This window comes from Pseudomonas sp. 3-2 (assembly GCF_019710535.1).
Lineage (GTDB): Bacteria > Pseudomonadota > Gammaproteobacteria > Pseudomonadales > Pseudomonadaceae > Aquipseudomonas > Aquipseudomonas pharyngis.
This window is the reverse complement of the sequence record NZ_CP081200.1, coordinates 4,101,199-4,126,057: the sequence shown is the minus strand read 5'-3', so window position 1 is coordinate 4,126,057 and position 24,859 is coordinate 4,101,199. Positions and strand designations below refer to the sequence as shown.

Below are 24,859 nucleotides of genomic sequence, written 5' to 3'. Positions count from 1 at the left end.
GGTACTTGTCATGGCCACTGCCGAAAACACACAAGCTCAAGACAACGCCCAGGACACTGGCAATCCGCGCAAACGCAAGGTGATGCTGCTGGTGCTGGCCGTTGTGGTTGCCCTCGCCGGTGCCGGTGTCTGGGCGTATCACGAATTCATCGGGCGCTGGAGCGAAAGCACCGACGACGCCTACGTCAACGGCAACGTGGTGGAAATCACCCCGCTGGTGACCGGCACCGTGGTCAGCATCGGTGCTGACGATGGCGATCTGGTGCACGAAGGCCAGGTGCTGATCAACTTCGACCCGAACGACGCCGAAGTCGGTCTGCAAAGTGCCAAGGCCAATCTGGCCCGCACCGTGCGTCAGGTTCGCGGCCTGTACAGCAACGTCGACGGCATGAAGGCCCAGGTCAATGCGCAACAGGCCGAAGTGCAGAAAGCCCAGGACAACTTCAACCGGCGGAAAAATCTCGCGGCCGGCGGGGCGATTTCCCAGGAAGAACTGTCCCACGCCCGCGATGACCTGACCTCGGCACAAAACGCCCTGGCCAACGCCAGGCAGCAGTTGAAAACCACCAGCGCGCTGGTCGATGACACCGTGGTCTCCTCGCACCCGGACGTGATGGCCGCCGCCGCGCAACTGCGTCAGGCCTACCTGACCAACGCGCGCAGCACCTTGATCGCGCCGGTCACCGGTTATGTCGCCAAACGCACCGTGCAACTTGGCCAGCGTGTGCAGCCGGGCACTGCGCTGATGGCGGTGATTCCATTGGATCAGCTGTGGATCGACGCCAACTTCAAGGAAACCCAGCTGCGTGACATGCGCATCGGCCAACCGGTGGAAATCGAGTCGGACATCTACGGCAGCGACGTCAAGTTCAGCGGCACCATCGACAGCCTCGGCGCGGGTACCGGCAGCGCGTTCGCCCTGTTGCCGGCGCAAAACGCCACCGGTAACTGGATCAAGATCGTGCAGCGTGTGCCGGTACGGATTCACGTCAACGCCGAAGAGCTGGCCAAACACCCGCTGCGCGTCGGTCTGTCGACCAATGTCGAGGTCAACCTGCACGACCAGAGCGGCCCGGTACTGGCCCAGCAACCGCCGCAAAAGGCCTCGTTCAGCACCAACGTCTACGACCGCCAACTGGCCGAAGCCGACGCGATGATCACCCAGTTGATCCACGACAACAGCGCAGCGGTCAGCAAGACTGCGCAACGCTGATCCCATCCTGTGGGAGCGAGCCTGCTCGCGATGGCGATTTTTCAATTCAACAGTTTTGTTGGCTGAACCGCCGTCTTCGCGAGCAGGCTCGCTCCCACAAAGGGCGACTGCGTCTGTAACAGACACGGCGCCAACCCGGCTTCATAGGATTCACGATGAGCAATAACGCCTCTTTTACGCCGCCCAGCCTGTTGCTCAGCACCATCGGCCTGTCGCTGGCGACCTTTATGCAGGTGCTCGACACCACCATCGCCAACGTGGCGTTGCCGACCATTTCCGGCAACCTCGGCGTGAGTTCGGAGCAGGGCACCTGGGTCATCACCTCGTTCGCCGTGAGCAACGCCATTGCGCTGCCGCTCACCGGCTGGCTGAGCCGTCGCTTCGGCGAGGTAAAGCTGTTTCTGTGGGCGACCATCCTGTTTGTGCTGGCTTCGTTCCTCTGCGGTATTTCCACATCGATGCCGGAACTGATCGGCTTCCGCGTGCTGCAAGGCCTGGTGGCCGGGCCGTTGTACCCGATGACCCAGACACTGCTGATTGCGGTGTATCCGCCGGCGAGGCGGGGCATGGCCCTGGCGTTGCTGGCGATGGTCACGGTGGTGGCGCCGATTGCCGGGCCGATCCTCGGCGGCTGGATCACCGACAGTTACAGCTGGCCGTGGATTTTCTTCATCAACGTGCCGATCGGGATCTTCGCGGTGATGGTGGTGCGCCAGCAGCTGGCCAAGCGCCCGGTGGTCACCAGCCATCAGCCGATGGATTACGTCGGGCTGATCACGCTGATCATCGGCGTGGGCGCGTTGCAGGTGATCCTCGACAAAGGCAATGACCTGGACTGGTTCGAGTCGAACTTCATCATCATCGGCGCGGCGATTTCGGTGATCGCGCTGGCGGTGTTCGTCATCTGGGAAATGACCGACCAGCATCCGGTGGTCAACCTGCGGCTGTTTGCCTATCGCAACTTCCGCATCGGCACGCTGGTGCTGGTATTGGGTTACGCCGGATTCTTCGGCATCAACCTGATCCTGCCGCAGTGGTTGCAGACCCAGATGGGCTACACCGCGACCTGGGCCGGTCTGGCGGTGGCGCCGATCGGCATTCTGCCGGTGCTGCTTTCACCGTTTGTCGGCAAGTACGCGCACAAGTTCGACCTGCGCCTGCTGGCCGGGCTGGCGTTCCTGGCGATCGGCCTGAGCTGCTTCATGCGCGCCGAGTTCACCAACGAAGTGGACTTTCAGCACATCGCCCTGGTGCAGTTGTTCATGGGGATTGGCGTGGCGCTGTTCTTCATGCCGACCCTGAGCATTCTGATGTCGGACCTGCCGCCGAGCCAGATTGCCGATGGCGCGGGTCTGGCGACGTTTCTGCGGACACTGGGCGGCAGCTTTGCGGCGTCGTTGACTACGTGGATCTGGATTCGCCGGGCGGATCAGCATCATGCCTATATGAGCGAGAGCATCAGCACCTTCGAGCCAGCGACTCGCGAGACCTTGCATTCGCTGGGTGGCGCGAGCCAATCGGCCTATGCGCAGATGGATCAGATCCTCACCAGTCAGGCGTACATGCTCTCCACCGTGGATTACTTCACGTTGCTGGGCTGGGGGTTCATGGGGTTGATTCTGATTGTGTGGCTGGCCAAGCCGCCATTCGCTGCCAAGGCAGGCCCGGCCGCCAGCGGTCACTGATCCGAAGTACGGTCAAATGTGGGAGCAAGCCCGCTCCCACATTTGTTTTTGGGTTTGGCTTTAGATTGCGGGGGCGGGCAGTGCTGGCGGCGGCGCGAAGTCGAATGGCGCCAACGCAAACCCGTTCTCATCCACCTGCAACGCCCAACCCTGACGATCCCAATCCCCCAGCACAATTCGCTTCGCCGCCTGATCGCCGATCTGCAACTTGTGGATCGCCGGGCGATGGGTGTGCCCGTGAACCAGGGTTTTCACCCCGTATTCCTGCATGATCCGCGGAATTTCCTCCGGCGTGACATCGACGATGTCATTGGCCTTCATCCGCGTCTGCGCCCGGCTTTCGCTGCGCAGCTTGCGCGCGAGCTTGTGCCGGGTGCGCAAGGGCAGGTTGCGCAGGATGAACAGGCTCAGCGGATTGCGCAGGTAGCGGCGCAGCTTCATATAGGCTTCGTCGCGGGTGCACAGGCTGTCGCCGTGCATCAGCAGCACCGGTTCGTCGTAAAACTGCACGACACTCGGGTCCTTCAACAGCGTGCAGCCGGCCTCTTTACAGAAGGCCTTGCCGAGCATGAAGTCGCGATTGCCGTGCATCAGAAAAATGGCCGTGCCACTGTCGCTGAGTTCGCGCAGGGCCTGGCAGATGGAACGCTGGAAGGGGGTCATGGCGTCGTCGCCAATCCACGCCTCGAAGAAGTCGCCCAGAATGTACAACGCACTCGCCGAGCGGGCGCGTCCGGCGAGTAAATCCAGAAACGCCCGGGTAATGTCCGGGCGCTCCTCTTCCAGATGCAAGTCTGAAATCAGCAATATCACGCTTCGATGATCTCGGCTTTCTCGATGATCACGTCGTCTGCGGGTACGTCCTGGTGGCCTGCCTTGGAGGTGGTGGAAACGCCTTCGATCTTGTCGACAACGTCGGTGCCCGAAACCACTTTACCGAACACGGCATAACCCCAGCCCTGAGCGGTCTTGGCGGTGTGGTTCAGGAAGCTGTTGTCGGAGGCGTTGATGAAGAACTGCGCCGAAGCCGAATGCGGGTCCATGGTACGGGCCATGGCGATGGTGTACTTGTCGTTCTTCAGACCGTTGTCGGCTTCGTTCTGGATGCTCGGGCTCTTGTCTTTCTTTTCTTTCATGCCTGGCTCGAAACCGCCGCCCTGGATCATGAAGCCTTTGATGACGCGGTGGAACACGACGTTCTCGTAGTGACCCTTTTTAACGTACTCGATGAAGTTGGCGGTGGTGAGAGGCGCCTTTTCAGCGTCCAGTTGCAGGACGATGTCACCGAAGTTGGTGGTCAATTTAACTTGAGTCATGATCGATGCTCTTTATAAGGAATTCGTGGGTATTGGGACATTTGGGCCCCGTACCGGTTCAGCCCGTGGGGGCCAAGGTGCGCAGTTTAGCGTGACAGGCGCGAATTTCGAGGCTGTTTTTCAAAACCCGGCGATTAAATGCATTCCTTTTAAGCCCTGCTCTGTCAGGGGCTTGACAGCATCGGCTATGATAGCGGCTTTGTTTTGTCAGGCCCGTGTCCCGGCCGCGCACTGTACGTTCAAGGATCCTATGAGCAAGCCCACTGTCGACCCTACCTCGAATTCCAAGACCGGCCCCGTTACGCCGGTCAATTTCCTGCGCCCGATCATCCAGGCGGACCTGGACTCGGGTAAGCACACGCAGATCGTCACCCGTTTCCCGCCTGAGCCCAACGGCTACCTGCACATCGGCCACGCCAAGTCGATCTGTGTGAACTTCGGCCTGGCCCAGGAGTTCGGCGGCGTCACTCACCTGCGTTTCGACGACACCAACCCGGCCAAGGAAGACCAGGAATACATCGACGCGATCGAAAGCGACGTCAAATGGCTGGGCTTCGAATGGTCCGGCGAAGTGCGCTACGCCTCGCAATACTTCGACCAGTTGCACGACTGGGCCGTCGAGCTGATCAAGGCCGGCAAGGCCTACGTCGACGACCTGACGCCCGAGCAAGCCAGGGAATACCGCGGCAGCCTGACCGAGCCGGGCAAGAACAGCCCGTTCCGCGACCGTTCGGTTGAAGAGAACCTGGACTGGTTCGCCCGCATGCGCGCCGGTGAGTTCCCGGACGGTGCCCGCGTACTGCGTGCCAAGATCGACATGGCCTCGCCGAACATGAACCTGCGCGACCCGATCATGTACCGCATCCGCCACGCCCATCACCACCAGACCGGTGACAAGTGGTGCATCTACCCGAACTACGACTTCACCCACGGTCAGTCGGACGCCATCGAAGGCATCACCCACTCGATCTGCACCCTGGAGTTCGAAAGCCATCGTCCGCTGTACGAGTGGTTCCTCGACGCACTGCCAGTGCCGGCGCACCCGCGTCAGTACGAGTTCAGCCGTCTGAACCTCAACTACACCATCACCAGCAAGCGCAAGCTCAAGCAACTGGTTGACGAGAAACACGTCAACGGCTGGGACGATCCGCGCATGTCGACGCTGTCGGGCTTCCGCCGCCGTGGCTACACCCCGGCGTCGATCCGCAACTTCTGCGAGATGATCGGCACCAACCGTTCCGACGGCGTGGTCGATTTCGGCATGCTCGAGTTCAGCATCCGTCAGGACCTGGACGCGAACGCCCCGCGCGCCATGTGCGTGCTGCGTCCGTTGAAAGTCGTGATCACCAACTACCCGGAAGGCCAGGTCGAGAACCTCGAACTGCCGCGTCATCCGCAGAAAGAAGAACTCGGCGTGCGCCAGCTGCCGTTCGCCCGTGAAATCTACATCGACCGCGATGACTTCATGGAAGAACCGCCAAAAGGCTACAAGCGCCTGGAGCCGAATGGCGAAGTGCGTCTGCGCGGCAGCTACGTGATCCGTGCCGACGAAGCGATCAAGGACGCCGACGGCAACATCGTCGAGCTGCGTTGCTCCTACGATCCGGACACCCTGGGCAAGAACCCTGAAGGCCGCAAGGTCAAGGGCGTGATCCACTGGGTGCCGGCCGGTGCCAGCATCGAGTGCGAAGTGCGTCTGTACGATCGCCTGTTCCGTTCTCCGAACCCGGAGAAGGCCGAAGACAGCGCGAGTTTCCTGGACAACATCAACCCTGACTCACTGCAAGTGCTGACCGGTTGTCGTGCTGAACCCTCGCTGGGCAACGCACAGCCGGAAGACCGTTTCCAGTTCGAGCGCGAAGGTTACTTCGTCGCGGATATCAAGGACTCGAAACCAGGTCAGCCGGTATTCAACCGTACCGTGACCCTGCGTGATTCGTGGGGCCAGTGATCAAGTCTTAAGGAAACACCGTGCTTACGATCTACAACACGCTCACCAAGAGCAAAGAAATCTTCAAGCCGCTGGATGGCAACAAGGTGCGCATGTACGTCTGCGGGATGACCGTGTACGACTACTGCCACCTGGGCCACGGCCGCAGCATGGTCGCGTTCGACCTGGTGACCCGCTGGTTGCGGTTCAGCGGTTATGACCTGACCTACGTGCGCAACATCACCGACATCGACGACAAGATCATCAACCGGGCCAACGAGAACGGCGAGTCGTTCGAAGCGTTGACCGAGCGCATGATCGCCGCGATGCACGAAGACGAAGCGCGCCTGAACATCCAGAAGCCGGACATGGAGCCGCGCGCCACGGATCACATCCCTGGCATGCACGCGATGATCCAGACCCTGATCGACAAGGGTTACGCCTACGCCCCGGGCAATGGCGACGTGTACTACCGCGTCGGCAAGTTCATGGGCTACGGCAAGCTCTCGCGCAAGAAGATCGAAGACCTGCGCATCGGTGCGCGGATCGAGGTCGACGAAGCCAAGGAAGATCCGCTGGACTTCGTGCTCTGGAAAGGCGTCAAGCCGGGCGAGCCGAGCTGGGAATCGCCGTGGGGCGCCGGGCGTCCGGGCTGGCACATCGAGTGCTCGGTGATGTCCACCTGCTGCCTGGGTGAGACGTTCGACATTCATGGCGGCGGCAGCGACCTCGAGTTCCCGCACCACGAAAACGAAATCGCCCAGAGCGAAGCGGCCACCGGCAAGACCTACGCCAACGCGTGGATGCATTGCGGCATGATCCGTATCAATGGCGAGAAGATGTCCAAGTCCTTGAACAACTTCTTCACCATTCGCGACGTGCTCGACAAGTACCACCCGGAAGTCGTGCGTTACCTGCTGGTGTCGAGCCACTACCGCAGCGCGATCAACTACTCGGAAGACAACCTCAAGGACGCCAAGGGCGCACTGGAGCGTTTCTACCACGCGTTGAAAGGCCTGCCGAATGTGGCGCCGGCGGGCGGCGAAGCGTTCGTCGAGCGTTTCACCACGGTGATGAACGACGACTTCGGCACGCCGGAAGCCTGCGCGGTGCTGTTCGAGATGGTGCGTGAGATCAACCGTCTGCGCGAGAGCGATCTCGAGGCTGCGGCCGGTCTGGCGGCACGCCTGAAAGAACTGGCCAGCGTGCTGGGTGTGTTGCAGCTCGAAGCCGATGACTTCCTGCAGGCCGGCGCCGAAGGGCGTGTCGATGCAGCCGAAGTCGAGGCGCTGATCGCTGCGCGTCTGGCGGCACGGGCCGGCAAGGACTGGGCCGAATCCGACCGCATCCGCGACCAGCTCACCGCCATGGGCGTGGTGCTGGAGGACGGCAAGGGCGGCACGACTTGGCGTCTGGCTGACTGATTGCTGCGCCTGTTACAAACAAAACCCGCCTTGTGCGGGTTTTGTTTTTCTGTCCCTACTGATCGTTCTCACGCAGACAGTTGATCGTTCCCACGCTCCGCGAGGGAACGATCCAGACAATGTGTGATTGCTTTTGGTATTCGCATGGGTCTTGATAGCGCACGCGGCAGGATGCTCATCAGCGGCGAATCCGGAAGGGAGGAATCATGGCTAATCACTATCGCGAGTTGGTATCGACACCCGGCGCGACCGGGCTGATCCTCGCGAGCTCTATTGCCCGACTGCCACAGGCAATGATCGGCATCGGCATCATCACCATGCTGGTGCAGCAGACCGGCGTTTACTGGCTGGCCGGTGCAGTCGCCGGTACGTTTACCCTGGCCAATGCGCTGCTCGGCCCGCGCATCTCGAAACAGGTTGATCGGCGTGGCCAGAGTCGCGTGCTGCCCGTCGTCACGGCGTTCAGCATCGTCATGTTGTTGGCGCTGATTGTTGCGGTGCACCTGAGGGCGCCCGCCGCGCTGTTTTTTGTGCTGGCGGCACTGGCGGGGACGATGCCGAGCATGCCGTCCATGATCCGCGCACGCTGGACGCAATTGTTTCGTGGCAAGCCACAACTGCACACCGCGTTCTCGCTGGACACGGTCCTCACCGAACTGGCTTACATCATCGGCCCGCCACTGGCGATCGGTTTGAGCGTAAGTTTCTTCGCGGAAGCCGGGCCGCTGGTGGCGGTGGGGTTGCTGGCCGTCGGCGTGACGGCGTTTCTCATGCAGCGTCAGACCGAACCGAAAGTCGTGGCGGGCAACCGGAAAAACAGCGGTTCGACCCTGCTGATTCCCGGCGTTCGCACCATTGTCCTGGCACTGCTGGCGATGGGCGCCATTGGCGGATCGATCGATGTCGCCGTTGTGGCCTTCGCCAATGCCCAGGGCTGGCCAGCGTCCGCCACCTTCATCCTCGCCGCCTATGCGTTCGGCTCGCTGGTGGCGGGCCTGACCTTCGGCGCGTTGCGGGTTTCGCTGGCGATTGAAAAGCAGTTCTTTATCGGGATCCTGGTCACGGCAGTCACCGGCGTATTGCCGATTTTCTCACCGGACGTTTATGTCCTTACCGCGATGCTGTTTATCGCCGGCATCTCGTTCGCGCCGACCATGGTTGTGGTCATGAAGCTGGGAACAATCATCATCCCAGCAGCGAGGATGACCGAAGGCCTGACGTGGATGACCACCGGAATCAGCATCGGCGTGGCGCTCGGCGGCATGCTGGCGGGGCTGGTGATTGATGCTTTTGGTGCACGGGCAGGGTTCGCGGTCGCGATTGCTGCAGGTCTGATGATGATGGTCGTGGTGCTGATGGGCCTGCGGACGTTGGCGTCCGCATCGGCTGCGCCTGTTGAACCAGCAATTTCGGCCTGACCTGCTATGGGGGCGCTCAGCTTTCAAGCTGCCGCAATCGCTTGTACAGCGTATTGCGGCTCACCCCCAATCGCCGCGCCAGGTGGGAAATATTGCCCCCGGCCAGCTGCAACTCCCGGTTCAACGCCTCGGCATCGTTCAGGTCGATGCTCAACGGCTCGGCCACTTCGACGGGCTCCATCTCCAGGTCGACGAAAAAATCGTCCGGCAAATGCTCGGGTCGAATCGGTTGTTCCTCGGCCATCGCCAGCGCCACCTGCATCACGCTGCTGACCTGGCGCAGATTGCCCGGCCACGGGTGCCGCTCGAACAGTTCCAGCACCTCGCGACTCAATCCCGCCCACTGCGATGGCTCGCGATGTTGTTCCCACAGGCGTTTGAACAGCGCCTGCTTGTCGCTGCGCTCGCGAAGCGGAGGTAGTTCCAAGGTCAGGCCGCCGATGCGGTAGTACAAATCCTCGCGAAAGCGCCCCAGTTGCACCTGTTCCCGGAGCGAACGGTTGGTGGCGGAAATGATCCGCAGATCCACCGGGAACAGCTCGCTGCTGCCCACCGGTTGCACGCAGCGCTCCTGCAACACCCGCAACAGCCGGGCCTGGGTTGGCAGTGGCATATCGCCAATTTCATCGAGGAAAAGCGTCCCCTTGTCGGCCTTGCGGATCAGGCCGATGCTGCCTTTCTGGTTGGCACCGGTGAACGCGCCTTTCTCGTAGCCGAACAGCTCTGACTCCACCAGTTCGGCGGGGATCGCCGCGCAGTTGACGGCGATGAACGCCTGTTTGCTGCGGGAGCTGGCTTGGTGCAGGGCTTTGACGAAGACTTCCTTGCCCACCCCGGTTTCGCCGTGAATCAGCAGCGGGATGTCCTTTTCCAGCAGACGTTCAGCCTGGCGCACGGCTTTTTCCACGCGGCTGTCGCCGAAGTGCAATGTGCTCAGGCTGATGGCCGTGGGTGCGGCGACTTTCGGTTCGGCGGTTCTGGTTTCAGCGGTTCTGGTTTCAGCGGTTCTTGTTTCAGTGAAGACTCGCGCCTGAACCGGCGCCTGTTTAGGTCGCTTCAACAAACACTGGAAACGATTGCGCCCGGAAGTCTGCAAGGCAAACGGCAAACCGTCCGGCTGATTGATCAACTCCAGCAACGACACCTTGAACAGGCTTTCAACGCTGACCCGCGACAAGCGCACACCCAGCAGATTGTCGGCCCGACGGTTGGCCGACAGCACCTGACCGCTCTCATCAAAGATCAGCAGCCCGGCCCACTGGCTGTCGAGGTTGTTCAACCCGGTGTTGAAGGTCAGTTGAAAGTGCTGACCATGGAACAGGTTGAGGATCAGCCGGTTCTCCACGGTCTGGCTCATCATCTTGACCATGCCGAGGGTATGCGAGGGCGGCAGATAGCTGTCACTGGACACATCAAGTACGGCGATGACCTTGCGCTCGGCATCGAAAATCGGCGCGGCGGAACCGGTCATGAAGCGGTTGGCCTTGAGAAAGTGTTCATCGTGTTCGATGTGTACCGCCTGCTCGCAGGCCAGCGCCGTGCCGATGGCGTTGGTGCCGCTGGCGCGTTCGATCCAACTCGCTCCCGGTTGAAAACCCCGCGCCAGACTCGGCTCGATAAAGCGTTGCGTGCCCCACGAGGTCAGCACCTGGCCCTGATTGTCGGCGAGCATGATCAGGCAGTTGGAATTGCTGAGGATGTTTTCGTAGTAGGGCAAGACTTCCTGGTGGGTGGTCTGCACCAGCGCGTGATGGCTGTCGAGCAGATGCGCGATGCCGGCGGCGGGCAACTGATCAAAGGCCGGGGCGCTTTGGTGATCCAGACCGAACGCGCGGCAACGTTGCCAGGAACTCTGGACGAGGGCGTCGTGGGAAAGCGGCGGAGCAGGTGCGGCCATGATTGGCAGTCTCTGAAGGGTGCTTTGTTGTTTTTGTTATGGCTCATTCGATGAGCAAAAAGCATCCATAGAGTGTTGTTCACTATTGTTCATTGTCAATCGCCAAACTGTTCAATTGTTCAGTCGCGACTGTTCACTTGTGTTCAGCTACGAACCACGGTTTGCGTGGCTTTCAGCGAATCTGGCGGTAAATCAACAGCTTGCCGTTTCTGGCACGAATGTCGCTCTACAGGACAGGTCGCTTGACTCCAATAATAAAAAGGCCGAGCCATGTCACTCACCCTGGAGCACGTCTGCCGTACCGTCGAGGGCCAGACCTGGATCGACGATGCGAGCCTGAAATTCGAACCTGGATCTTTCAACGTTTTGCTCGGACGCACGCTGTCCGGCAAGACCAGTCTGATGCGCCTGATGGCCGGTCTGGACAAGCCCGACAGCGGCCGCATCCTGATGAACGGCGTCGACGTCACCCAGCGCCCGGTGCGTTTGCGCAACGTGTCGATGGTCTATCAGCAGTTCATCAATTACCCGACCATGACGGTGTTCGAGAACATCGCCTCGCCGCTGCGCCAGGCCGGGATCTCCAATGAGCAGATTCAGAGCAAGGTGCAGGAAACCGCGAAGATGCTGCGCATCGAGAAGTTTCTCAAGCGCTATCCGCTGGAACTGTCCGGCGGCCAGCAACAGCGCACCGCGATGGCCCGGGCGCTGGTCAAGGATGCCGAGCTGATCCTGTTCGACGAGCCGCTGGTCAACCTCGACTACAAGCTGCGCGAAGAACTGCGCCAGGAAATGCGCGAGCTGTTCAAGGCGCGCCACACCATCGCGATTTACGCGACCACCGAGCCCAATGAAGCGCTGGCGCTGGGCGGCACCACCACCATTCTTCATGAAGGCCGGGTGATCCAGAGCGGCCCGTCGACCGAGGTCTATCACCAGCCGCAAACGGTGCTGGCGGCTGAATTGTTCTCCGAGCCGCCGATCAACCTGATGCCGGGGCACATCGCCGGTAACGAAGTGAGTTTCGCCAACTTCGTGCACTTCCCGTTGAACGTCGACCTGCGGCCGGTGGGCGAGGGCGAGTTTCGTTTTGGCGTGCGCCCGAGCCACATCTCGCTGGTGCCGAGCAACGATGACGACCTGGAACTGGCGGTGACCGTCGAGGTGGCGGAAATCAGCGGTTCGGAAACCTTCCTCCACGTGCGCAACGAGCATTTCCTGCTGGTGCTGCATTTGCCGGGGGTTCACGAATACGACGTCGATGCGCCGATCCGCATCTATATCCCGACCCATAAACTGTTTGTGTTCGATGCGCAGGGCCGTCTGGTGCAGGCACCGGGCCGGCGCGTCGCGAGGGTTGCCTGATGGCCGAAATCCGTTTGCAGCACCTCGCCCACAGCTACAGTAAAACCCCGAGCGGGCCCGAGGACTATGCGATCCGCGAGATGGACCACATCTGGGAGCAGGGCGGCGCCTATGCCTTGCTCGGCCCTTCGGGTTGCGGCAAATCGACGTTGCTCAACATCATTTCCGGCCTGCTCAGTCCGTCCCAGGGCCATGTGCTGTTCGATGGCAAAGCGGTCAACGACCTGACGCCGGAGAAGCGCAACATCGCCCAGGTGTTCCAGTTCCCGGTGGTGTACGACACCATGACCGTGTTCGACAACCTGGCCTTTCCCCTGCGCAATCAGGGCCTGGCCGAGGCGAAAGTGCACAGCAAGGTGCAGGAAATCGCCGAAGTCCTCGATCTGCAAAACCTGTTGAGCAAAAAGGCGCGCAACCTCACCGCCGACGAAAAACAGAAAGTCTCCATGGGCCGTGGCCTGGTGCGCGATGACGTCTCGGCGATTCTGTTCGACGAGCCGCTGACGGTGATCGACCCGCACCTGAAATGGAAACTGCGGCGCAAGCTCAAGCAGATCCACGAGCAGTTCAACATCACCATGGTCTACGTCACTCACGATCAGCTGGAGGCCTCGACCTTCGCCGACAAGATCGCGGTGATGTACGGCGGCCAGATCGTCCAGTTCGGCACCCCACGGGAACTGTTCGAGCGGCCGAGCCACACCTTTGTCGGCTACTTCATCGGCAGCCCGGGGATGAACCTGATCGAAGTGCAGCCGCAACCGGGCGGAGTCGGCTTCAACTCGACCCATCTGCCGCTGTCCGACGCCTTGCAGCGCCATATCGAACACGGCCAGTGGAAAAATCTGAAGGTCGGCATCCGTCCCGAGTTCATCCATGTGTGGGACGAGCCGTTCGATGACGCGATGCAGGCGCGGGTCGTACACGTCGAAGACCTCGGCACCTACAAGATCATGACCCTGGATCTGGACGGCGCACCGCTGAAAGTGCGTCTGGCCGAGGACAAACCGGTGCCCCAGGGCACGGCGTACATCAGTTTTCCGGCGCAGTGGCTGATGGTCTATGCCGACGAGTTTCTGCTGGATGCCACCGACAGCGAGGTACAGCCATGAACAAGGTGCAGAACAACAAAGCCTGGTGGCTGGTGTTGCCGGTGTTCCTGCTGGTGGCCTTCAGTGCCGTGATCCCGATGATGACCGTGGTCAACTATTCGGTGCAGGACATTTTCGACCAGTCCAGCCGCTACTTCGTCGGCGCCGACTGGTACAAGCAGGTGCTGCTCGATCCGCGTCTGCACGACTCGTTGCTGCGCCAGTTCATCTACTCGGCGTGTGTGCTGCTGATCGAAATCCCCCTCGGGATCGCCATTGCCCTGACCATGCCGACCAAGGGTCGCTGGTCGTCGGTGGTGCTGATCGTGCTGGCGATCCCGTTGCTGATTCCATGGAACGTGGTCGGCACCATCTGGCAGATTTTCGGCCGCGCCGACATCGGCCTGCTCGGGTCGAGCCTCAACGCCATGGGCATCAGCTACAACTACGCGGCCAACACCATGGACGCCTGGGTCACCGTGCTGGTGATGGACGTCTGGCACTGGACTTCGCTGGTGGCGCTGCTGTGTTTCTCCGGCCTGCGGGCGATTCCCGATGTGTATTACCAGGCTGCGCGCATCGACCGGGCCTCGGCCTGGGCCGTGTTCCGGCACATTCAGTTGCCCAAGTTGAAAAGCGTGCTGCTGATCGCGGTGATGCTGCGCTTCATGGACAGCTTCATGATCTACACCGAACCGTTCGTGCTCACCGGTGGCGGGCCGGGTAACTCGACGACCTTCCTGAGTCAGACCTTGACCCAGATGGCCGTAGGCCAATTCGACCTGGGGCCGGCGGCGGCATTCTCGCTGGTGTACTTCCTGATCATCCTGCTGGTGTCCTGGCTGTTCTACACCGCCATGACCCACAACGATGCCAACCGCTGAGGCCCGGCCATGAGCAAAAGAAAGCTGATCCCACTGCTGCTCTACATCCTGTTCCTGCTGGTGCCGATCTACTGGCTGCTGAACATGTCTTTCAAGAGCAACACCGAAATCCTCGGCGGACTGACTCTTTTCCCACAGGATTTCACGCTGGCGAACTACAAGGTGATCTTCACCGACCCGAGCTGGTATACCGGCTATATCAACTCGCTGTACTACGTCAGTCTGAACACGATCATCTCTTTGACCGTGGCACTGCCGGCGGCCTACGCGTTTTCACGCTACCGCTTTCTCGGCGACAAGCACCTCTTCTTCTGGCTGCTGACCAACCGCATGGCGCCACCGGCGGTGTTCCTGCTGCCGTTCTTCCAGCTGTATTCGTCGATCGGCCTGTTCGACACCCACATCGCCGTGGCGCTGGCGCACTGCCTGTTCAACGTGCCGCTGGCGGTGTGGATCCTCGAAGGTTTCATGTCCGGGGTGCCAAAGGAAATCGACGAAACCGCCTACATCGACGGCTACAGTTTTCCCAAGTTCTTCGTGAAGATCTTCATTCCGCTGATCGGCTCCGGCATCGGTGTGACGGCGTTTTTCTGCTTCATGTTTTCCTGGGTCGAACTGCTGCTGGCGCGCACGCTGACTTCGGTGAACGCCAAACCGATCGCGGCGGTGATGACGCGCACGGTGTCGGCATCCGGGATTGACTGGGGCGTACTGGCGGCAGCGGGGGTGTTGACTATTCTCCCCGGCATGCTGGTGATCTGGTTCGTTCGCAACCACGTGGCCAAGGGCTTTGCCCTGGGCCGGGTCTGAGGAACTGATGATGGAATGGATGAGCTGGACCGTCCCGACGGCGGCGTTTTTCATCGTGATTGGTTTGATCCTGGTGGGCATGACCACCTGGGAACTGCGCTCGCCGAGCATTTTGCGGCGAGGGTTTCTGCCGATTGCCACCACCCGTGGCGATCGCTTGTTCATCGGTCTTCTCGGCAGCGCCTACCTGCATCTGCTGGTAATCGGCGTGACCGACTGGAGCATCTGGGTAGCGTCCGCGTTGTCCCTGGTGTGGCTGTTGGCTGTGATGCGTTGGGGCTAGTCGAATCGCTCGGCAATCGTGCTCCGAAAACCTAACAGGAGGTCTCTATGTTCGATAAGAAAAATAAGCTGCGACATAGCATTTCATTGGCAGCCATGCTGGCACTCAGCGGTTTGAGCGCGTCCGCCTGGGCCGACGCCTACGAAGATGCCGCAAAAAAATGGATCGGCAGCGAGTTCAAGCCGTCGACCCTGACGGCCGAGCAGCAGCTCGAAGAACTGAAGTGGTTCATCAAGGCGGCCGAGCCGTTCCGCGGGATGGACATCAAGGTTGTCTCGGAAACCCTGACCACTCACGAATATGAATCCAAGGTGCTGGCCAAGGCCTTCAGCGAAATCACCGGCATCAAGCTGACCCACGACCTGCTGCAGGAAGGCGACGTGGTGGAAAAAATGCAGACGGTGATGCAGTCGGACAAGAACATCTACGACGGCTGGGTCAACGACTCGGACCTGATCGGTACGCACTTTCGCTACGGCAAGACCGAATCGATCACCGACCTGATGGCCAACGAAGGCAAGAACTTCACCTCGCCGACCCTCGACATCAAGGACTTCATCGGCATCTCCTTTACCACTGCGCCGGACGGCAAGATCTATCAATTGCCCGACCAGCAGTTCGCCAACCTTTACTGGTTCCGCGCCGACTGGTTCGAACGCGCCGACCTGAAAGCCAAGTTCAAGGAAAAGTACGGCTATGAACTGGGCGTGCCGGTGAACTGGTCGGCCTATGAAGACATCGCCAAGTTCTTCAGCGAAGACGTCAAGGAAATCGACGGCAAGCGCATCTACGGGCACATGGACTACGGCAAGAAAGACCCGTCCCTGGGCTGGCGCTTCACCGATGCCTGGTTCTCCATGGCCGGTGGCGGCGACAAGGGCATTCCCAACGGTTTGCCGGTGGACGAGTGGGGGATTCGCGTCGAGGATTGCCACCCGGTCGGTTCCAGCGTGACCCGCGGCGGCGACACCAACGGACCGGCGGCGGTGTTCGCCACCACCAAATACGTCGACTGGCTGAAGAAGTACGCGCCACCGGAAGCGGCGGGCATGACCTTCTCCGAATCCGGCCCGGTGCCGTCCCAAGGCAACATCGCCCAGCAGATCTTCTGGTACACGGCCTTCACCGCCGACATGACCAAGCCGGGTCTGCCGGTGGTCAACGCCGACGGCACGCCGAAATGGCGCATGGCGCCGTCGCCGCGCGGGCCGTACTGGGAAGAGGGGATGAAGCTCGGTTATCAGGACGTGGGCTCGTGGACTTTCATGAAATCCACGCCTGAGAAACAGAAACTCGCGGCCTGGCTGTATGCGCAGTTCGTGACCTCGAAAACCGTGTCGCTGAAGAAAACCATCGTCGGCCTGACGCCGATTCGCGAGTCGGATATCAACTCGCAAGCGATGACCGATCTGGCACCGAAACTCGGTGGTCTGGTCGAGTTCTACCGCAGCCCGGCCCGTGTGCAATGGACGCCGACCGGCACCAACGTGCCGGATTATCCACGCCTGGCGCAACTGTGGTGGAGCCACATCGCCGAGGCCGCCAGCGGTGAGAAGACCCCGCAACAGGCCCTCGACGGTCTGGCCAAGGATCAGGACGCGATCATGACCCGTCTGGAACGCTCCAAGGCCCAAGCGGTGTGCGCACCGAAAATGAACCCCGAGCGCGACGCGCAATACTGGTTCGACCAGCCGGGCGCACCCAAACCGAAGCTGGCCAACGAGAAGCCGAAAGGCGAAACCGTGAGCTACAACGAACTGCTCAAGTCGTGGGAGGCGGCACGCAAGTAAGGGTTTTTGAGGAATGGGACGGCACCTTCGGGTGCCGTTTTTCTTTGTGCGGGATTCAGACCAGAACAGCCAGATCTGTGTACTGAGCCACCAGGGGATCGGCGGTTAGCAGCTTCATCGGCTCAATCATGGCGGTTGCAACAATAAGCCGATCGAATGGATCGCGATGGTGGTGTTCAAGCTCCTTTACGGCAATGGCGTGTTCTGAGGTCACTGGGAGTTCGATAAAACCGCTGTCGAGGCTGTATTGCCTTATCTCTTCGAGATCAACATTCAACTTGCCGAGCCCGACCTTGATCGCTATCTCCCAGTAGGTCGCAGCGCTGATGTAGATTTCGGTGGCGTTCTCAATCAGTTTTCTGGCTTTTGCGGAGAGTCTGGAATCGTCTGAAAGCGTCCAGAGCAGAATGTGGGTGTCGAGCAATACCCTCATGACTGGCCACCCTCAAACGCGTCGAGCATGTCATCCGGTAGTGGCGCGTCGAAGTTTTCGGGGAGCACGAGTTTGCCCTTCATCGCACCTATGCGCGGACCGTGAGCGTTGGTGACAGGAACCAGACGAGCGAGTGCACGCCCATGTTTGGCAATTGTGATGATTTGCCCCGAGGCGGCCTCATCGACGAGTCTGGATAGATTGTTTTTGGCTTCGGCCAACGGAACGATGATCATCATGTCTTCCTCATATTCTGGACAAATATAGCCAGAATCAAGGGGGGGCGGCAAAGTCCCGGATTTGTTCTGTGCAGGTGAGGGGCAAACCTGCACGCCGCGCTATATAGGGAAATTGCATGACTTTGCTCCGTCGCTCGACCACCGATGAATCGAAGCTGCTCACCAGCTCAAAAAAGATTTCACGTTTCATTGTCCGTTCTGGCCTCAGCCGCTTGGTAAACCGTGACCCAAGATAACGTCTTGTTTCCTGGCGTGGCTGTAGGACGAGACGGGCATTCTGGAGAGAGCTTTCTGTGTTCCCGGCGGGACGGGCCAGTAACGGAAAAAAATCCTACGGCCATATAACGCTCACCTTTCGATTTCACGTTTCACCGCCCGACGCACCGCTTTGAGGATGGCGTTTTCAAAGGCGTTGTGCCCGGCATGCAGCAGTCGGCAGTGGATGTTCATGCGTTGCCTGAGCCAGCGCACGCTGGCCATGCCATGGGTGTCGTGGATGCCCTGGATCAGCAGGGTGTTGTCGTCGAGGGTCAGGTATTCGTCCTTTGGTGTGAAGAAATAGTTGTGCAGGTGGTAATGCAGTTCGAGGCGGATCGCGAGCACCGCTTCCCGATCGACGAAGCGCTCCAGTGTGGCGCGGCAAATCGTCTGCCCTGTGCGACGTAGAACAGCGTTCAACCATTCGATGGCGGCGCGGTGTTGCTGCGATGGACAGCCTTCGCCGAGGATCCGGTAGATGTTCCTGGCGTGTTGGCCGGGCGATGATTCTGGCGATTGCGTCAGCCCGTCATTGAGCGCCTGATCGTAAGCCCGGACATTGTCGGCAAACGGCACGAATACCGAAACCAGCGTGGTTTTCAGCAGGTGCTGCGGGTAACGCTGCTGGTACTGAATCGCCAGCCAGCTACCCCATGACACGCCCAGCACGCTGATTTTTTCGAAGCCGAAATGCTGGCGCAGGGCATCGATGTCTTCGACACACGGCGCGGTGCTGTTGTCCCGCAGCTCGCCGTAAGGCGTCGAGCGCCCGCAACCTCGTTGGTCAAACAGGATGATGTCGAACCGGCCCAGGTCGAAAAACTGCAGATGGTGACGACTGATACGTCCGCCGGGGCCGCCATGGAGGAAAAACACCGGTTCGTGTCCCGGAACACCATGCCGTTCCCAATAGAGTTGATGGCCGTCGCCGGTCGGGTAATAACCTCGGCTGTGCAGGGAGAAGGTCATGACGCCTGAACCGTCAGACGATAGAACTGGAACAGCTCGACCTGCCCAGGCCGTGCCGCGACGCTGGATTCAAGTTTCAGGTGGTGGGTGGAGGCAAGCCAGGTGACCGGGATCAGCACCGGGGTGTGACCGAAAACGAGGATCGTGCCGCCGGGCTTGACGCAGCGGATCAGCGACTCGAATGCGGTTTGGGCCGCTCGGCGGGTCAAGACTTCGGCGTTGAGGAAACGCAGGATCAAGACATCGCAGCGAATCCCGGTATCGAAGGCTTCACTCGCCTCCAGCACATCGAACTCGACGGAGGTTGCGCTGTGCCATCGCCTGGCATGTTCGATCATCGAGGCCGAACGGTCACTGCCCAGGCAAAGACAGTCGGGCAGGGCACGGGCGAGATGGGCGATGAACGCGCCCGTTGAACAAGCCGGGTCGTAAACCAGTGCGCCTTTTTCTGTGATGGCCTGGAGCAGCCCGGCGCAGTATTCGCGCAGGTGGTGTTCGTCGGTGTTCAGCTGTTCGGCCAGTGATTCGTTGCCTTGCCAGAACTCTGCCGGGCAGACCGCTTCCCGGCCCGCCTCATCCAGCAGCGGGAAGGGAAACAGGATCTCGCTGTCAGCCTGATGCAAGGCGTGCTCGAAGAACTGCGCTTTGTCGGCGGGGGAGACCGTCCGATAGCCGATTGACAACCCGTCATCCCCCCACAATGCATGCAGATGCGGGCCAAACAACATGTCGGGTTTGAGCGAGCTGCTGGCCTGCCATCGAAAATGCCGGTCACGTTGCAGGAGCTTGCGGCCGACCCAGAGCTCATCGTTCACCCGCAGGAAAAAAATGTGATGCAGTCCGCTGCCTCGCGGTTCGAGGAAGTGGCCAACAGCGCCGTTCTCGTTGAGGTAAAGGCGCATGGATCGGGCCAGTGTCAGCTCCCGGTTGCGATCGGGTCGGCTCATGGGGCGGGCCTCTCCAGCGTACGGCCCCGGGCTTGCGGGAGGACGACGTTACCGCTGCAGACCACGAAGAAGCGTTCCAGTCCGGGGATCACCACATTGAGCAGGGTCGTGCCGAGCTCGGTTCGCTGCAGGACCGCTGCACCCAGCGTACGGCCATGAATCCGCAGGTCTTGAATCAGCAGGTGCAGTTGATTTTGCACCGACAGGTCTTTGGCGGAATCCGGCAGTCTCTCCTCGTGTTGAACGCAGTGATGCAGCAGCGTCTGCGGATCGAACTGCGCACAGCGCAGCAGGCGCGGGAACGGTTGCAGGTTGCGCAGCGCATTGGCCAGCGTCTGGCGGTATTCGGGTTCGGCGGCACTCAGTTGCAACTGCACCAGTTCAGTGAGTGCCCGCCACGCCGCGTGGCGCGGGTCGAGAGAGCTGCCACTGCCGAATATCTGTGGGTGAGGGCCCGGTTTCGTCGTGAACGCCAGAAAGGTCCGGGTCATGAATTCGGTGCTGATATCCACCAGCACGATTTCGCCGTCGATTTCCTGTTCGGCATCGGCCCACAGACGACTTAGGTCGTCACTGCCATCAACGCGCGCCACCCGTCGCAGTGGCGGATGGTTCTGGTAGTAAAAATGGTTGAGCAGAAACAACGACACGGCGTCGCGCTCAATGCATTCGTTGGCGGCGTGCAGCATCGCTTCGTTGTAAGTGGCGCCAATCGCGGTGCCGCTGTTGCTGGCGTAACGCCGCACGGCGCGGTAGTCCGCCATGCCCGGTGACGAGGGTAAACGTGAGCCGTTCGGCGAAGTCAGCGCCACCGGATAGGAAAACCGGTCATGCCACGGCGGACAGACATAGGTCCGGCAGGTGATGTGCACGTTTTGCTGGCAAGTGAGTCTGTGCAGAAGCGAGTCATCGGCAAACATTGGTGTGTCTTTAAAATAGCGTTCCGTTTCGTGGTGAACATCGTAGGTACAGAGCTCATCCGTCCAGTAATGCTCGAGCGCTTCATAGAGCGCGCCCAGGTGCGCCTGATCCGCATAACCCTTGCCGGAGCCACGGGCATGACGGTTGTCGCCGCCATGAAGACTCGCCTGAACGGCAACCACTTTGCTGCCGAGGGTGCGGGTGTGCGGTGTGAGGCCCAGGCGTGAAAGTTCGGTGTGAATACGCCGTTCTGCCTGATCGGCCGTGAGCTCACGCTCGGCCAACGTTGTCTTGTCCATGATTTCCTTCCTGGAAAGCCCGCGAGGGCGCAAGGCCCCCGCGGGTTCTGTCACTCGGCGTTGAGTTCCGCCTGTTCTTCCTCGGTCAGTTGCAGCGCTTCGATCTGCTCTGGAGAGGGCGCTTCCTGCTCTTCCAGTTCATCGATAGGGTTTGCGTTCCAGCTGCCCATGTAGCCCATGATGTTGCTCCTTGGTTGTTGTTTGGGAGTGCTGTTGCAAGCACGAGCCGAATCTAAAAGGGCGGTGAGGGCGGGGTCAAAAATGTCCAGACGTTTCCAGCCGCGAGTTTCAGCGGTGTCGAAATACGTACTGATAAAACGTGAATTGACGTGCCGGAATCACCAGGCGGGGCGCTTCTGAGAGCATCGAACGGCGTGATAACGGTCGAGTCAGGCGAAAGGAATCTGCGTTCTGAGACGTTCTGTTTCCTGCCGTTGTCAGATGTTTCATCGCGGGGATGACGCAAATTCGTACTGAAGGATTTACGTGGACTTATGGAACAGTTATGCGGTGAGTTTTCCTATGAGGTTTGGCAAAGTACCGCACAATCGGCGCAAGCTTTCTGGCGTTCAAGCAGGACTGGCAGGGGGGAACTCGGAATGCTCGCCCAGAAGCAAAAACGGCACCCGAAGGTGCCGTTTCTGTTTGTAGCCAACGATCGCTAAACGATCAGCCCGCCAGGCCCGATTGCTGAACCAGGGTCAGCAACGGTTGTGGGTACAGGCCGAGGAAGAACGCCAGGACGGCAATCGCCAGCAGCATCACGCCGCCTGCTTTCTGTTCCCAGTGCAGTTGGGCGTCGTGGCGGCGCAGGTTCGGTTCGATCAGGTACAGGGTGACCATCACGCGCAGGTAGTAGAACACGCCGATGGCGCTGCCCAGGACCAGGGAACCGACCAACCACCATTGGTGCGACTCGACACCGGTGGCGATGATGTAGAACTTGCCGATGAAGCCAGCGGTCAGCGGGATACCGGCCAGGGACAGCATCATCACGGTCAGTACGGCGGTCAGGTACGGACGGCGCCAGAACAGGCCGCGGTACTCGTACAGCGCGTCTGCGTCACGGCCGTTGTACGGGGAGGACATCAGGGTGATCACGCCGAAGGCGCCGAGGCTGGTGATCACGTAGGTGACCAGATACACGCCGATGGCTTCCACCGCCAGACCCTTGCTCGCCACCAGTGCGATCAGCAGGTAGCCGAAGTGCGCGATGGACGAGTAACCGAGCAGACGCTTGAGGTTGCTCTGGGTCAGGGCCAGCAGGTTACCGAACAGGATCGAAGCGATGGCGATGATGGTCAGCACGTTGCTCAGAACGCCACTGCTTGCGGCAGGGGAGATCTGGAACAAACGAACCATGACCGCGAACACGGCCACTTTCGACGCGGTGGCGAGGAACGCGGCTACCGGTGCCGGAGCACCTTCGTACACGTCCGGCGTCCACAGGTGGAACGGTACCAGCGACAGCTTGAACGCCAGACCGATCAGCATCATGCCCAGGCCCAGTTGCGCCAGCGAGCTTGGCAGACCGGTCGCGGCCAGGGCTTGACCGATACCGACGAAACTCAGCGAACCCGAGTCGGCGTACAGCAGCGCCATACCGAACAGCAGGAACGCGGAACCGGCGGCCGACAGCACCATGTACTTGATGCCGGCTTCCAGCGAACGCTTGTTGAAGAAGGCGTAGGCCACCAGACCGTAGACCGGCACCGACAGCAGTTCCAGACCGATGAACAACCCGGCCAGGTGCTGCGCGCTGACCAGAACCAGGCCACCGGCGGCGGCCATCAGGATCAGCAGGTACAGTTCTTCACGGTTGCCCGGGTAACCCGAACCGCCATCGCCGAGGTAGGCGTGAGCGAGGGTGACGCAAGCGAGGGTGGCGACCAGGATCAGCGCCATGTACAGGCAGGCAAAGGTGTCGATCTGCAGCAATGGAGTCACGGCCAGAGGCGCGACTTTCAGGGCCGGCAGGATCGACAGCAAGGCCAGGTTCAGACCCGCCACCGAAATCAGGAAGGTCTGCGAGTGGTTGCGGCGCCAGGCGATTGCCAGCATCACCACGATAATGGTGAGGCTGGTGATCAACAGTGGCGCTAGCGCAATAAAGTGTTGAATCGTGAATTCCATAGCGCTCTTACCGGGCCGAAGCGAGTTGAGTGAAGGCGGTGCCGAGCCACTGCTGCACGCCATGCATCGTGGCGGCGGAAGTGTCGAGGAACGGTTGCGGGTAGACGCCGAGGTAAATCAGCAGTACCGCAAGGCCCAGCACCATGATCAGTTCGCGACCGTCCATGCCGTGCAGGATCGAATCCGATTTGGACGGACCGAAGTAAGCGCGGTGGATCATGATCAGCGAGTAGACCGAACCGAACACCAGACCGGAGGTGGCAATCGCGGTGATCCATGGCGCACTGGCGAATGTACCGATCAGGATCAGGAACTCGCCGACAAAGTTACCGGTGCCTGGCAGACCCAGCGAAGCGGCTGCGAAGAACAGGCTGATCGCCGGCAGGTAAGCGATACGCGACCACAGACCGCCCATCTCACGCATGTCACGCGTGTGCAGACGCTCGTACAGCTGACCGCTGAGGATAAACAGTGCCGCTGCCGACAGACCGTGGGCCAGCATCTGGATCACGGCACCTTGCAGTGCCAGTTGGCTGCCGGAGTAGATGCCGATCAGTACGAAGCCCATGTGGGAAACGGACGAGAAGGCGATCAGACGCTTGATGTCGGTTTGCGCGAAAGCGAGGAACGCACCGTAGAAGATCCCGATCAGACCGAGGGTCATGGCGATCGGCGCGAATTCGGCCGAGGCGTTCGGGAACAGCGGCAGGGCGAAACGCAGCAGACCGTAGGCCGCGGTTTTCAGCAGGATACCGGCGAGGTCGACGGAACCTGCAGTCGGCGCCTGGGCGTGAGCATCAGGCAGCCAGGAGTGGAACGGAACCACTGGCAGCTTGACCGCGAAGGCGATGAAGAAGCCGAGCATCAGAATGTACTCGGTGGTCATCGACATCTTGGTCTTCAACAGATCGGCGTAGTTGAAGGTGATCACGCCGGTGCTGTTGTAGTTGACCAGGACCAGACCGAGGATCGCCACCAGCATGATCAGGCCGGAAGCCTGAGTGAAGATGAAGAACTTGGTCGCTGCGTAGATCCGGGTTTTCTTGCCGTCCGAAGAACTGTGACCCCAGAGCGCGATGAGGAAGTACATCGGCACCAGCATCATTTCCCAGAAGAAGAAGAACATGAACAGGTCGAGGGCGAGGAACACGCCGACAACGCCGCCCAGGATCCACATCAGGTTCAGGTGGAAGAAGCCAACGTGACGTTGAATCTCTTTCCACGAGCAGAGTACCGAGAGGATGCCCAGCAGGCCGGTCAGCAGGATCATCAGCAGCGACAGGCCGTCGAGGGCCAGGTGCACATTGATGCCGAAGCGCTGGATCCAGACGTGCTTGAACTCAAGCGCCCAGGTCGGATCGGCGCCAGGCGCCGGTGCAAATGAATAGTCACCGTGGGCCCACAGCCAGAGGCCGAGGGCGAGTTCCAGGGTCATGGTCAACAGCGCAATCCAGCGGGGGAGGGTGGCGCCGAAGCGCTCACCCAGCCAGCACAGCAGGCCGCCGATGAAGGGGATCAGGATTAGCCAAGGCAGAATCATGACGGGCTCGTTTC

22 protein-coding genes are annotated in these 24,859 nt (G+C 60.5%); 11 read left to right on the top strand and 11 right to left on the bottom strand.

The annotated features are described in order from the left end of the window. Positions 1-10 precede the first annotated feature (10 nt). Both K3819_RS18600 and K3819_RS18595 read left to right on the top strand, forming a co-directional pair. Entirely contained in the window at positions 11-1,213 is a 1,203-nt protein-coding gene (locus K3819_RS18600; protein WP_039767481.1) for an efflux RND transporter periplasmic adaptor subunit, read from the top strand. A gap of 155 nt (positions 1,214-1,368) precedes the next feature. Beyond that, entirely contained in the window at positions 1,369-2,898 is a 1,530-nt protein-coding gene (locus K3819_RS18595) for a DHA2 family efflux MFS transporter permease subunit (protein ID WP_039767480.1), read from the top strand. A 60-nt stretch (positions 2,899-2,958) separates the two neighbouring features. Here the strand turns inward: K3819_RS18595 and lpxH are convergent, their stop codons facing one another. Further along, the gene (lpxH, locus tag K3819_RS18590) at positions 2,959-3,711 is read right to left on the bottom strand and encodes a UDP-2,3-diacylglucosamine diphosphatase (RefSeq protein WP_221397676.1); all 753 of its coding nucleotides are present in this window, start codon (positions 3,709-3,711) and stop codon (positions 2,959-2,961) included. Further along, positions 3,708-4,214, bottom strand: a complete 507-nt coding sequence (locus K3819_RS18585; RefSeq protein ID WP_221397675.1) for a peptidylprolyl isomerase — start codon at positions 4,212-4,214, stop codon at positions 3,708-3,710. The genes lpxH and K3819_RS18585 overlap by 4 nt, the downstream gene beginning before the upstream one ends. Positions 4,215-4,464: 250 nt before the next feature. On the opposite strand from K3819_RS18585, the gene K3819_RS18580 reads away from it, so the two are divergent. From K3819_RS18580 to K3819_RS18570, 3 genes are all read left to right on the top strand, one after another. Then, positions 4,465-6,165 (top strand): glutamine--tRNA ligase/YqeY domain fusion protein, encoded by a 1,701-nt coding sequence (locus K3819_RS18580; protein ID WP_221397674.1) that lies wholly within the window; start codon positions 4,465-4,467, stop codon positions 6,163-6,165. A 20-nt stretch (positions 6,166-6,185) separates the two neighbouring features. Then, positions 6,186-7,568 (top strand): cysteine--tRNA ligase, encoded by a 1,383-nt coding sequence (cysS, locus tag K3819_RS18575; RefSeq protein ID WP_221397673.1) that lies wholly within the window; start codon positions 6,186-6,188, stop codon positions 7,566-7,568. Between the two features lie 206 nt (positions 7,569-7,774). Beyond that, positions 7,775-8,986, top strand: a complete 1,212-nt coding sequence (locus tag K3819_RS18570; RefSeq protein WP_085612672.1) for an MFS transporter — start codon at positions 7,775-7,777, stop codon at positions 8,984-8,986. A gap of 16 nt (positions 8,987-9,002) precedes the next feature. Here the strand turns inward: K3819_RS18570 and K3819_RS18565 are convergent, their stop codons facing one another. After that, positions 9,003-10,883, bottom strand: a complete 1,881-nt coding sequence (locus tag K3819_RS18565) for a sigma-54-dependent Fis family transcriptional regulator (protein ID WP_221397672.1) — start codon at positions 10,881-10,883, stop codon at positions 9,003-9,005. Positions 10,884-11,153: 270 nt separating this feature from the next. Here K3819_RS18565 and K3819_RS18560 point away from each other — a divergent pair, with 270 nt between their 5' ends. The 6 genes from K3819_RS18560 to K3819_RS18535 are packed head-to-tail and all read left to right on the top strand — an operon-like array spanning position 11,154 to position 17,106. Continuing rightward, a complete protein-coding gene (locus K3819_RS18560; RefSeq protein WP_221397671.1) occupies positions 11,154-12,248 on the top strand; it encodes an ABC transporter ATP-binding protein in 1,095 nt (364 codons plus the stop codon). Further along, positions 12,248-13,360, top strand: coding sequence for an ABC transporter ATP-binding protein (locus K3819_RS18555; RefSeq protein ID WP_085699085.1), 1,113 nt, complete (start codon positions 12,248-12,250; stop codon positions 13,358-13,360). Before K3819_RS18560 ends, K3819_RS18555 begins: the two co-directional genes overlap by 1 nt. After that, the gene (locus tag K3819_RS18550) at positions 13,357-14,223 is read left to right on the top strand and encodes a carbohydrate ABC transporter permease (protein WP_007951487.1); all 867 of its coding nucleotides are present in this window, start codon (positions 13,357-13,359) and stop codon (positions 14,221-14,223) included. Before K3819_RS18555 ends, K3819_RS18550 begins: the two co-directional genes overlap by 4 nt. Before the next feature lie 9 nt (positions 14,224-14,232). Next, complete coding sequence (locus K3819_RS18545; protein ID WP_007951486.1) at positions 14,233-15,033, top strand: carbohydrate ABC transporter permease; 801 nt, start codon at positions 14,233-14,235, stop codon at positions 15,031-15,033. 10 nt (positions 15,034-15,043) lie between these two features. Beyond that, complete coding sequence (locus K3819_RS18540; RefSeq protein ID WP_039767461.1) at positions 15,044-15,316, top strand: DUF2160 domain-containing protein; 273 nt, start codon at positions 15,044-15,046, stop codon at positions 15,314-15,316. A 47-nt stretch (positions 15,317-15,363) separates the two neighbouring features. Beyond that, entirely contained in the window at positions 15,364-17,106 is a 1,743-nt protein-coding gene (locus K3819_RS18535; protein WP_007951484.1) for an ABC transporter substrate-binding protein, read from the top strand. Between the two features lie 55 nt (positions 17,107-17,161). Here the strand turns inward: K3819_RS18535 and K3819_RS18530 are convergent, their stop codons facing one another. The 8 genes from K3819_RS18530 to nuoM form a co-directional block, all read right to left on the bottom strand. Continuing rightward, complete coding sequence (locus K3819_RS18530) at positions 17,162-17,539, bottom strand: type II toxin-antitoxin system VapC family toxin (protein ID WP_221397670.1); 378 nt, start codon at positions 17,537-17,539, stop codon at positions 17,162-17,164. Continuing rightward, positions 17,536-17,829 (bottom strand): type II toxin-antitoxin system Phd/YefM family antitoxin, encoded by a 294-nt coding sequence (locus tag K3819_RS18525; RefSeq protein ID WP_409348308.1) that lies wholly within the window; start codon positions 17,827-17,829, stop codon positions 17,536-17,538. Before K3819_RS18525 ends, K3819_RS18530 begins: the two co-directional genes overlap by 4 nt. Before the next feature lie 297 nt (positions 17,830-18,126). Beyond that, positions 18,127-19,005: an alpha/beta fold hydrolase gene (locus K3819_RS18520; protein WP_221397669.1), complete on the bottom strand. Its 879-nt coding sequence runs from the start codon at positions 19,003-19,005 to the stop codon at positions 18,127-18,129. Beyond that, a complete protein-coding gene (locus K3819_RS18515) occupies positions 19,002-19,952 on the bottom strand; it encodes a trans-aconitate 2-methyltransferase (RefSeq protein ID WP_221397668.1) in 951 nt (316 codons plus the stop codon). Before K3819_RS18515 ends, K3819_RS18520 begins: the two co-directional genes overlap by 4 nt. Further along, positions 19,949-21,172 (bottom strand): YcaO-like family protein, encoded by a 1,224-nt coding sequence (locus K3819_RS18510; RefSeq protein WP_221397667.1) that lies wholly within the window; start codon positions 21,170-21,172, stop codon positions 19,949-19,951. Before K3819_RS18510 ends, K3819_RS18515 begins: the two co-directional genes overlap by 4 nt. Positions 21,173-21,222: 50 nt before the next feature. Then, positions 21,223-21,351, bottom strand: coding sequence for a hypothetical protein (locus K3819_RS29500; RefSeq protein ID WP_256574470.1), 129 nt, complete (start codon positions 21,349-21,351; stop codon positions 21,223-21,225). Positions 21,352-21,841: 490 nt separating this feature from the next. Beyond that, positions 21,842-23,305 (bottom strand): NADH-quinone oxidoreductase subunit NuoN, encoded by a 1,464-nt coding sequence (gene nuoN, locus K3819_RS18505; RefSeq protein ID WP_064597748.1) that lies wholly within the window; start codon positions 23,303-23,305, stop codon positions 21,842-21,844. A 7-nt stretch (positions 23,306-23,312) separates the two neighbouring features. Continuing rightward, positions 23,313-24,845: an NADH-quinone oxidoreductase subunit M gene (nuoM, locus tag K3819_RS18500; RefSeq protein ID WP_011334963.1), complete on the bottom strand. Its 1,533-nt coding sequence runs from the start codon at positions 24,843-24,845 to the stop codon at positions 23,313-23,315. Positions 24,846-24,859: the final 14 nt, after the last annotated feature.

Coding starts and splice junctions, on each gene's coding strand:
- K3819_RS18600 (WP_039767481.1), top strand. CDS start 11: ATGGCCACTGCCGAAAACACACAAGCTCAAGACAACGCCCAGGACACT.
- K3819_RS18595 (WP_039767480.1), top strand. CDS start 1,369: ATGAGCAATAACGCCTCTTTTACGCCGCCCAGCCTGTTGCTCAGCACC.
- K3819_RS18585 (WP_221397675.1), bottom strand. CDS start 4,214: ATGACTCAAGTTAAATTGACCACCAACTTCGGTGACATCGTCCTGCAA.
- K3819_RS18580 (WP_221397674.1), top strand. CDS start 4,465: ATGAGCAAGCCCACTGTCGACCCTACCTCGAATTCCAAGACCGGCCCC.
- K3819_RS18570 (WP_085612672.1), top strand. CDS start 7,775: ATGGCTAATCACTATCGCGAGTTGGTATCGACACCCGGCGCGACCGGG.
- K3819_RS18565 (WP_221397672.1), bottom strand. CDS start 10,883: ATGGCCGCACCTGCTCCGCCGCTTTCCCACGACGCCCTCGTCCAGAGT.
- K3819_RS18560 (WP_221397671.1), top strand. CDS start 11,154: ATGTCACTCACCCTGGAGCACGTCTGCCGTACCGTCGAGGGCCAGACC.
- K3819_RS18555 (WP_085699085.1), top strand. CDS start 12,248: ATGGCCGAAATCCGTTTGCAGCACCTCGCCCACAGCTACAGTAAAACC.
- K3819_RS18550 (WP_007951487.1), top strand. CDS start 13,357: ATGAACAAGGTGCAGAACAACAAAGCCTGGTGGCTGGTGTTGCCGGTG.
- K3819_RS18545 (WP_007951486.1), top strand. CDS start 14,233: ATGAGCAAAAGAAAGCTGATCCCACTGCTGCTCTACATCCTGTTCCTG.
- K3819_RS18540 (WP_039767461.1), top strand. CDS start 15,044: ATGGAATGGATGAGCTGGACCGTCCCGACGGCGGCGTTTTTCATCGTG.
- K3819_RS18535 (WP_007951484.1), top strand. CDS start 15,364: ATGTTCGATAAGAAAAATAAGCTGCGACATAGCATTTCATTGGCAGCC.
- K3819_RS18530 (WP_221397670.1), bottom strand. CDS start 17,539: ATGAGGGTATTGCTCGACACCCACATTCTGCTCTGGACGCTTTCAGAC.
- K3819_RS18520 (WP_221397669.1), bottom strand. CDS start 19,005: ATGACCTTCTCCCTGCACAGCCGAGGTTATTACCCGACCGGCGACGGC.
- K3819_RS18515 (WP_221397668.1), bottom strand. CDS start 19,952: ATGAGCCGACCCGATCGCAACCGGGAGCTGACACTGGCCCGATCCATG.
- K3819_RS18510 (WP_221397667.1), bottom strand. CDS start 21,172: ATGGACAAGACAACGTTGGCCGAGCGTGAGCTCACGGCCGATCAGGCA.
- K3819_RS29500 (WP_256574470.1), bottom strand. CDS start 21,351: ATGGGCTACATGGGCAGCTGGAACGCAAACCCTATCGATGAACTGGAA.
- nuoN (WP_064597748.1), bottom strand. CDS start 23,305: ATGGAATTCACGATTCAACACTTTATTGCGCTAGCGCCACTGTTGATC.
- nuoM (WP_011334963.1), bottom strand. CDS start 24,845: ATGATTCTGCCTTGGCTAATCCTGATCCCCTTCATCGGCGGCCTGCTG.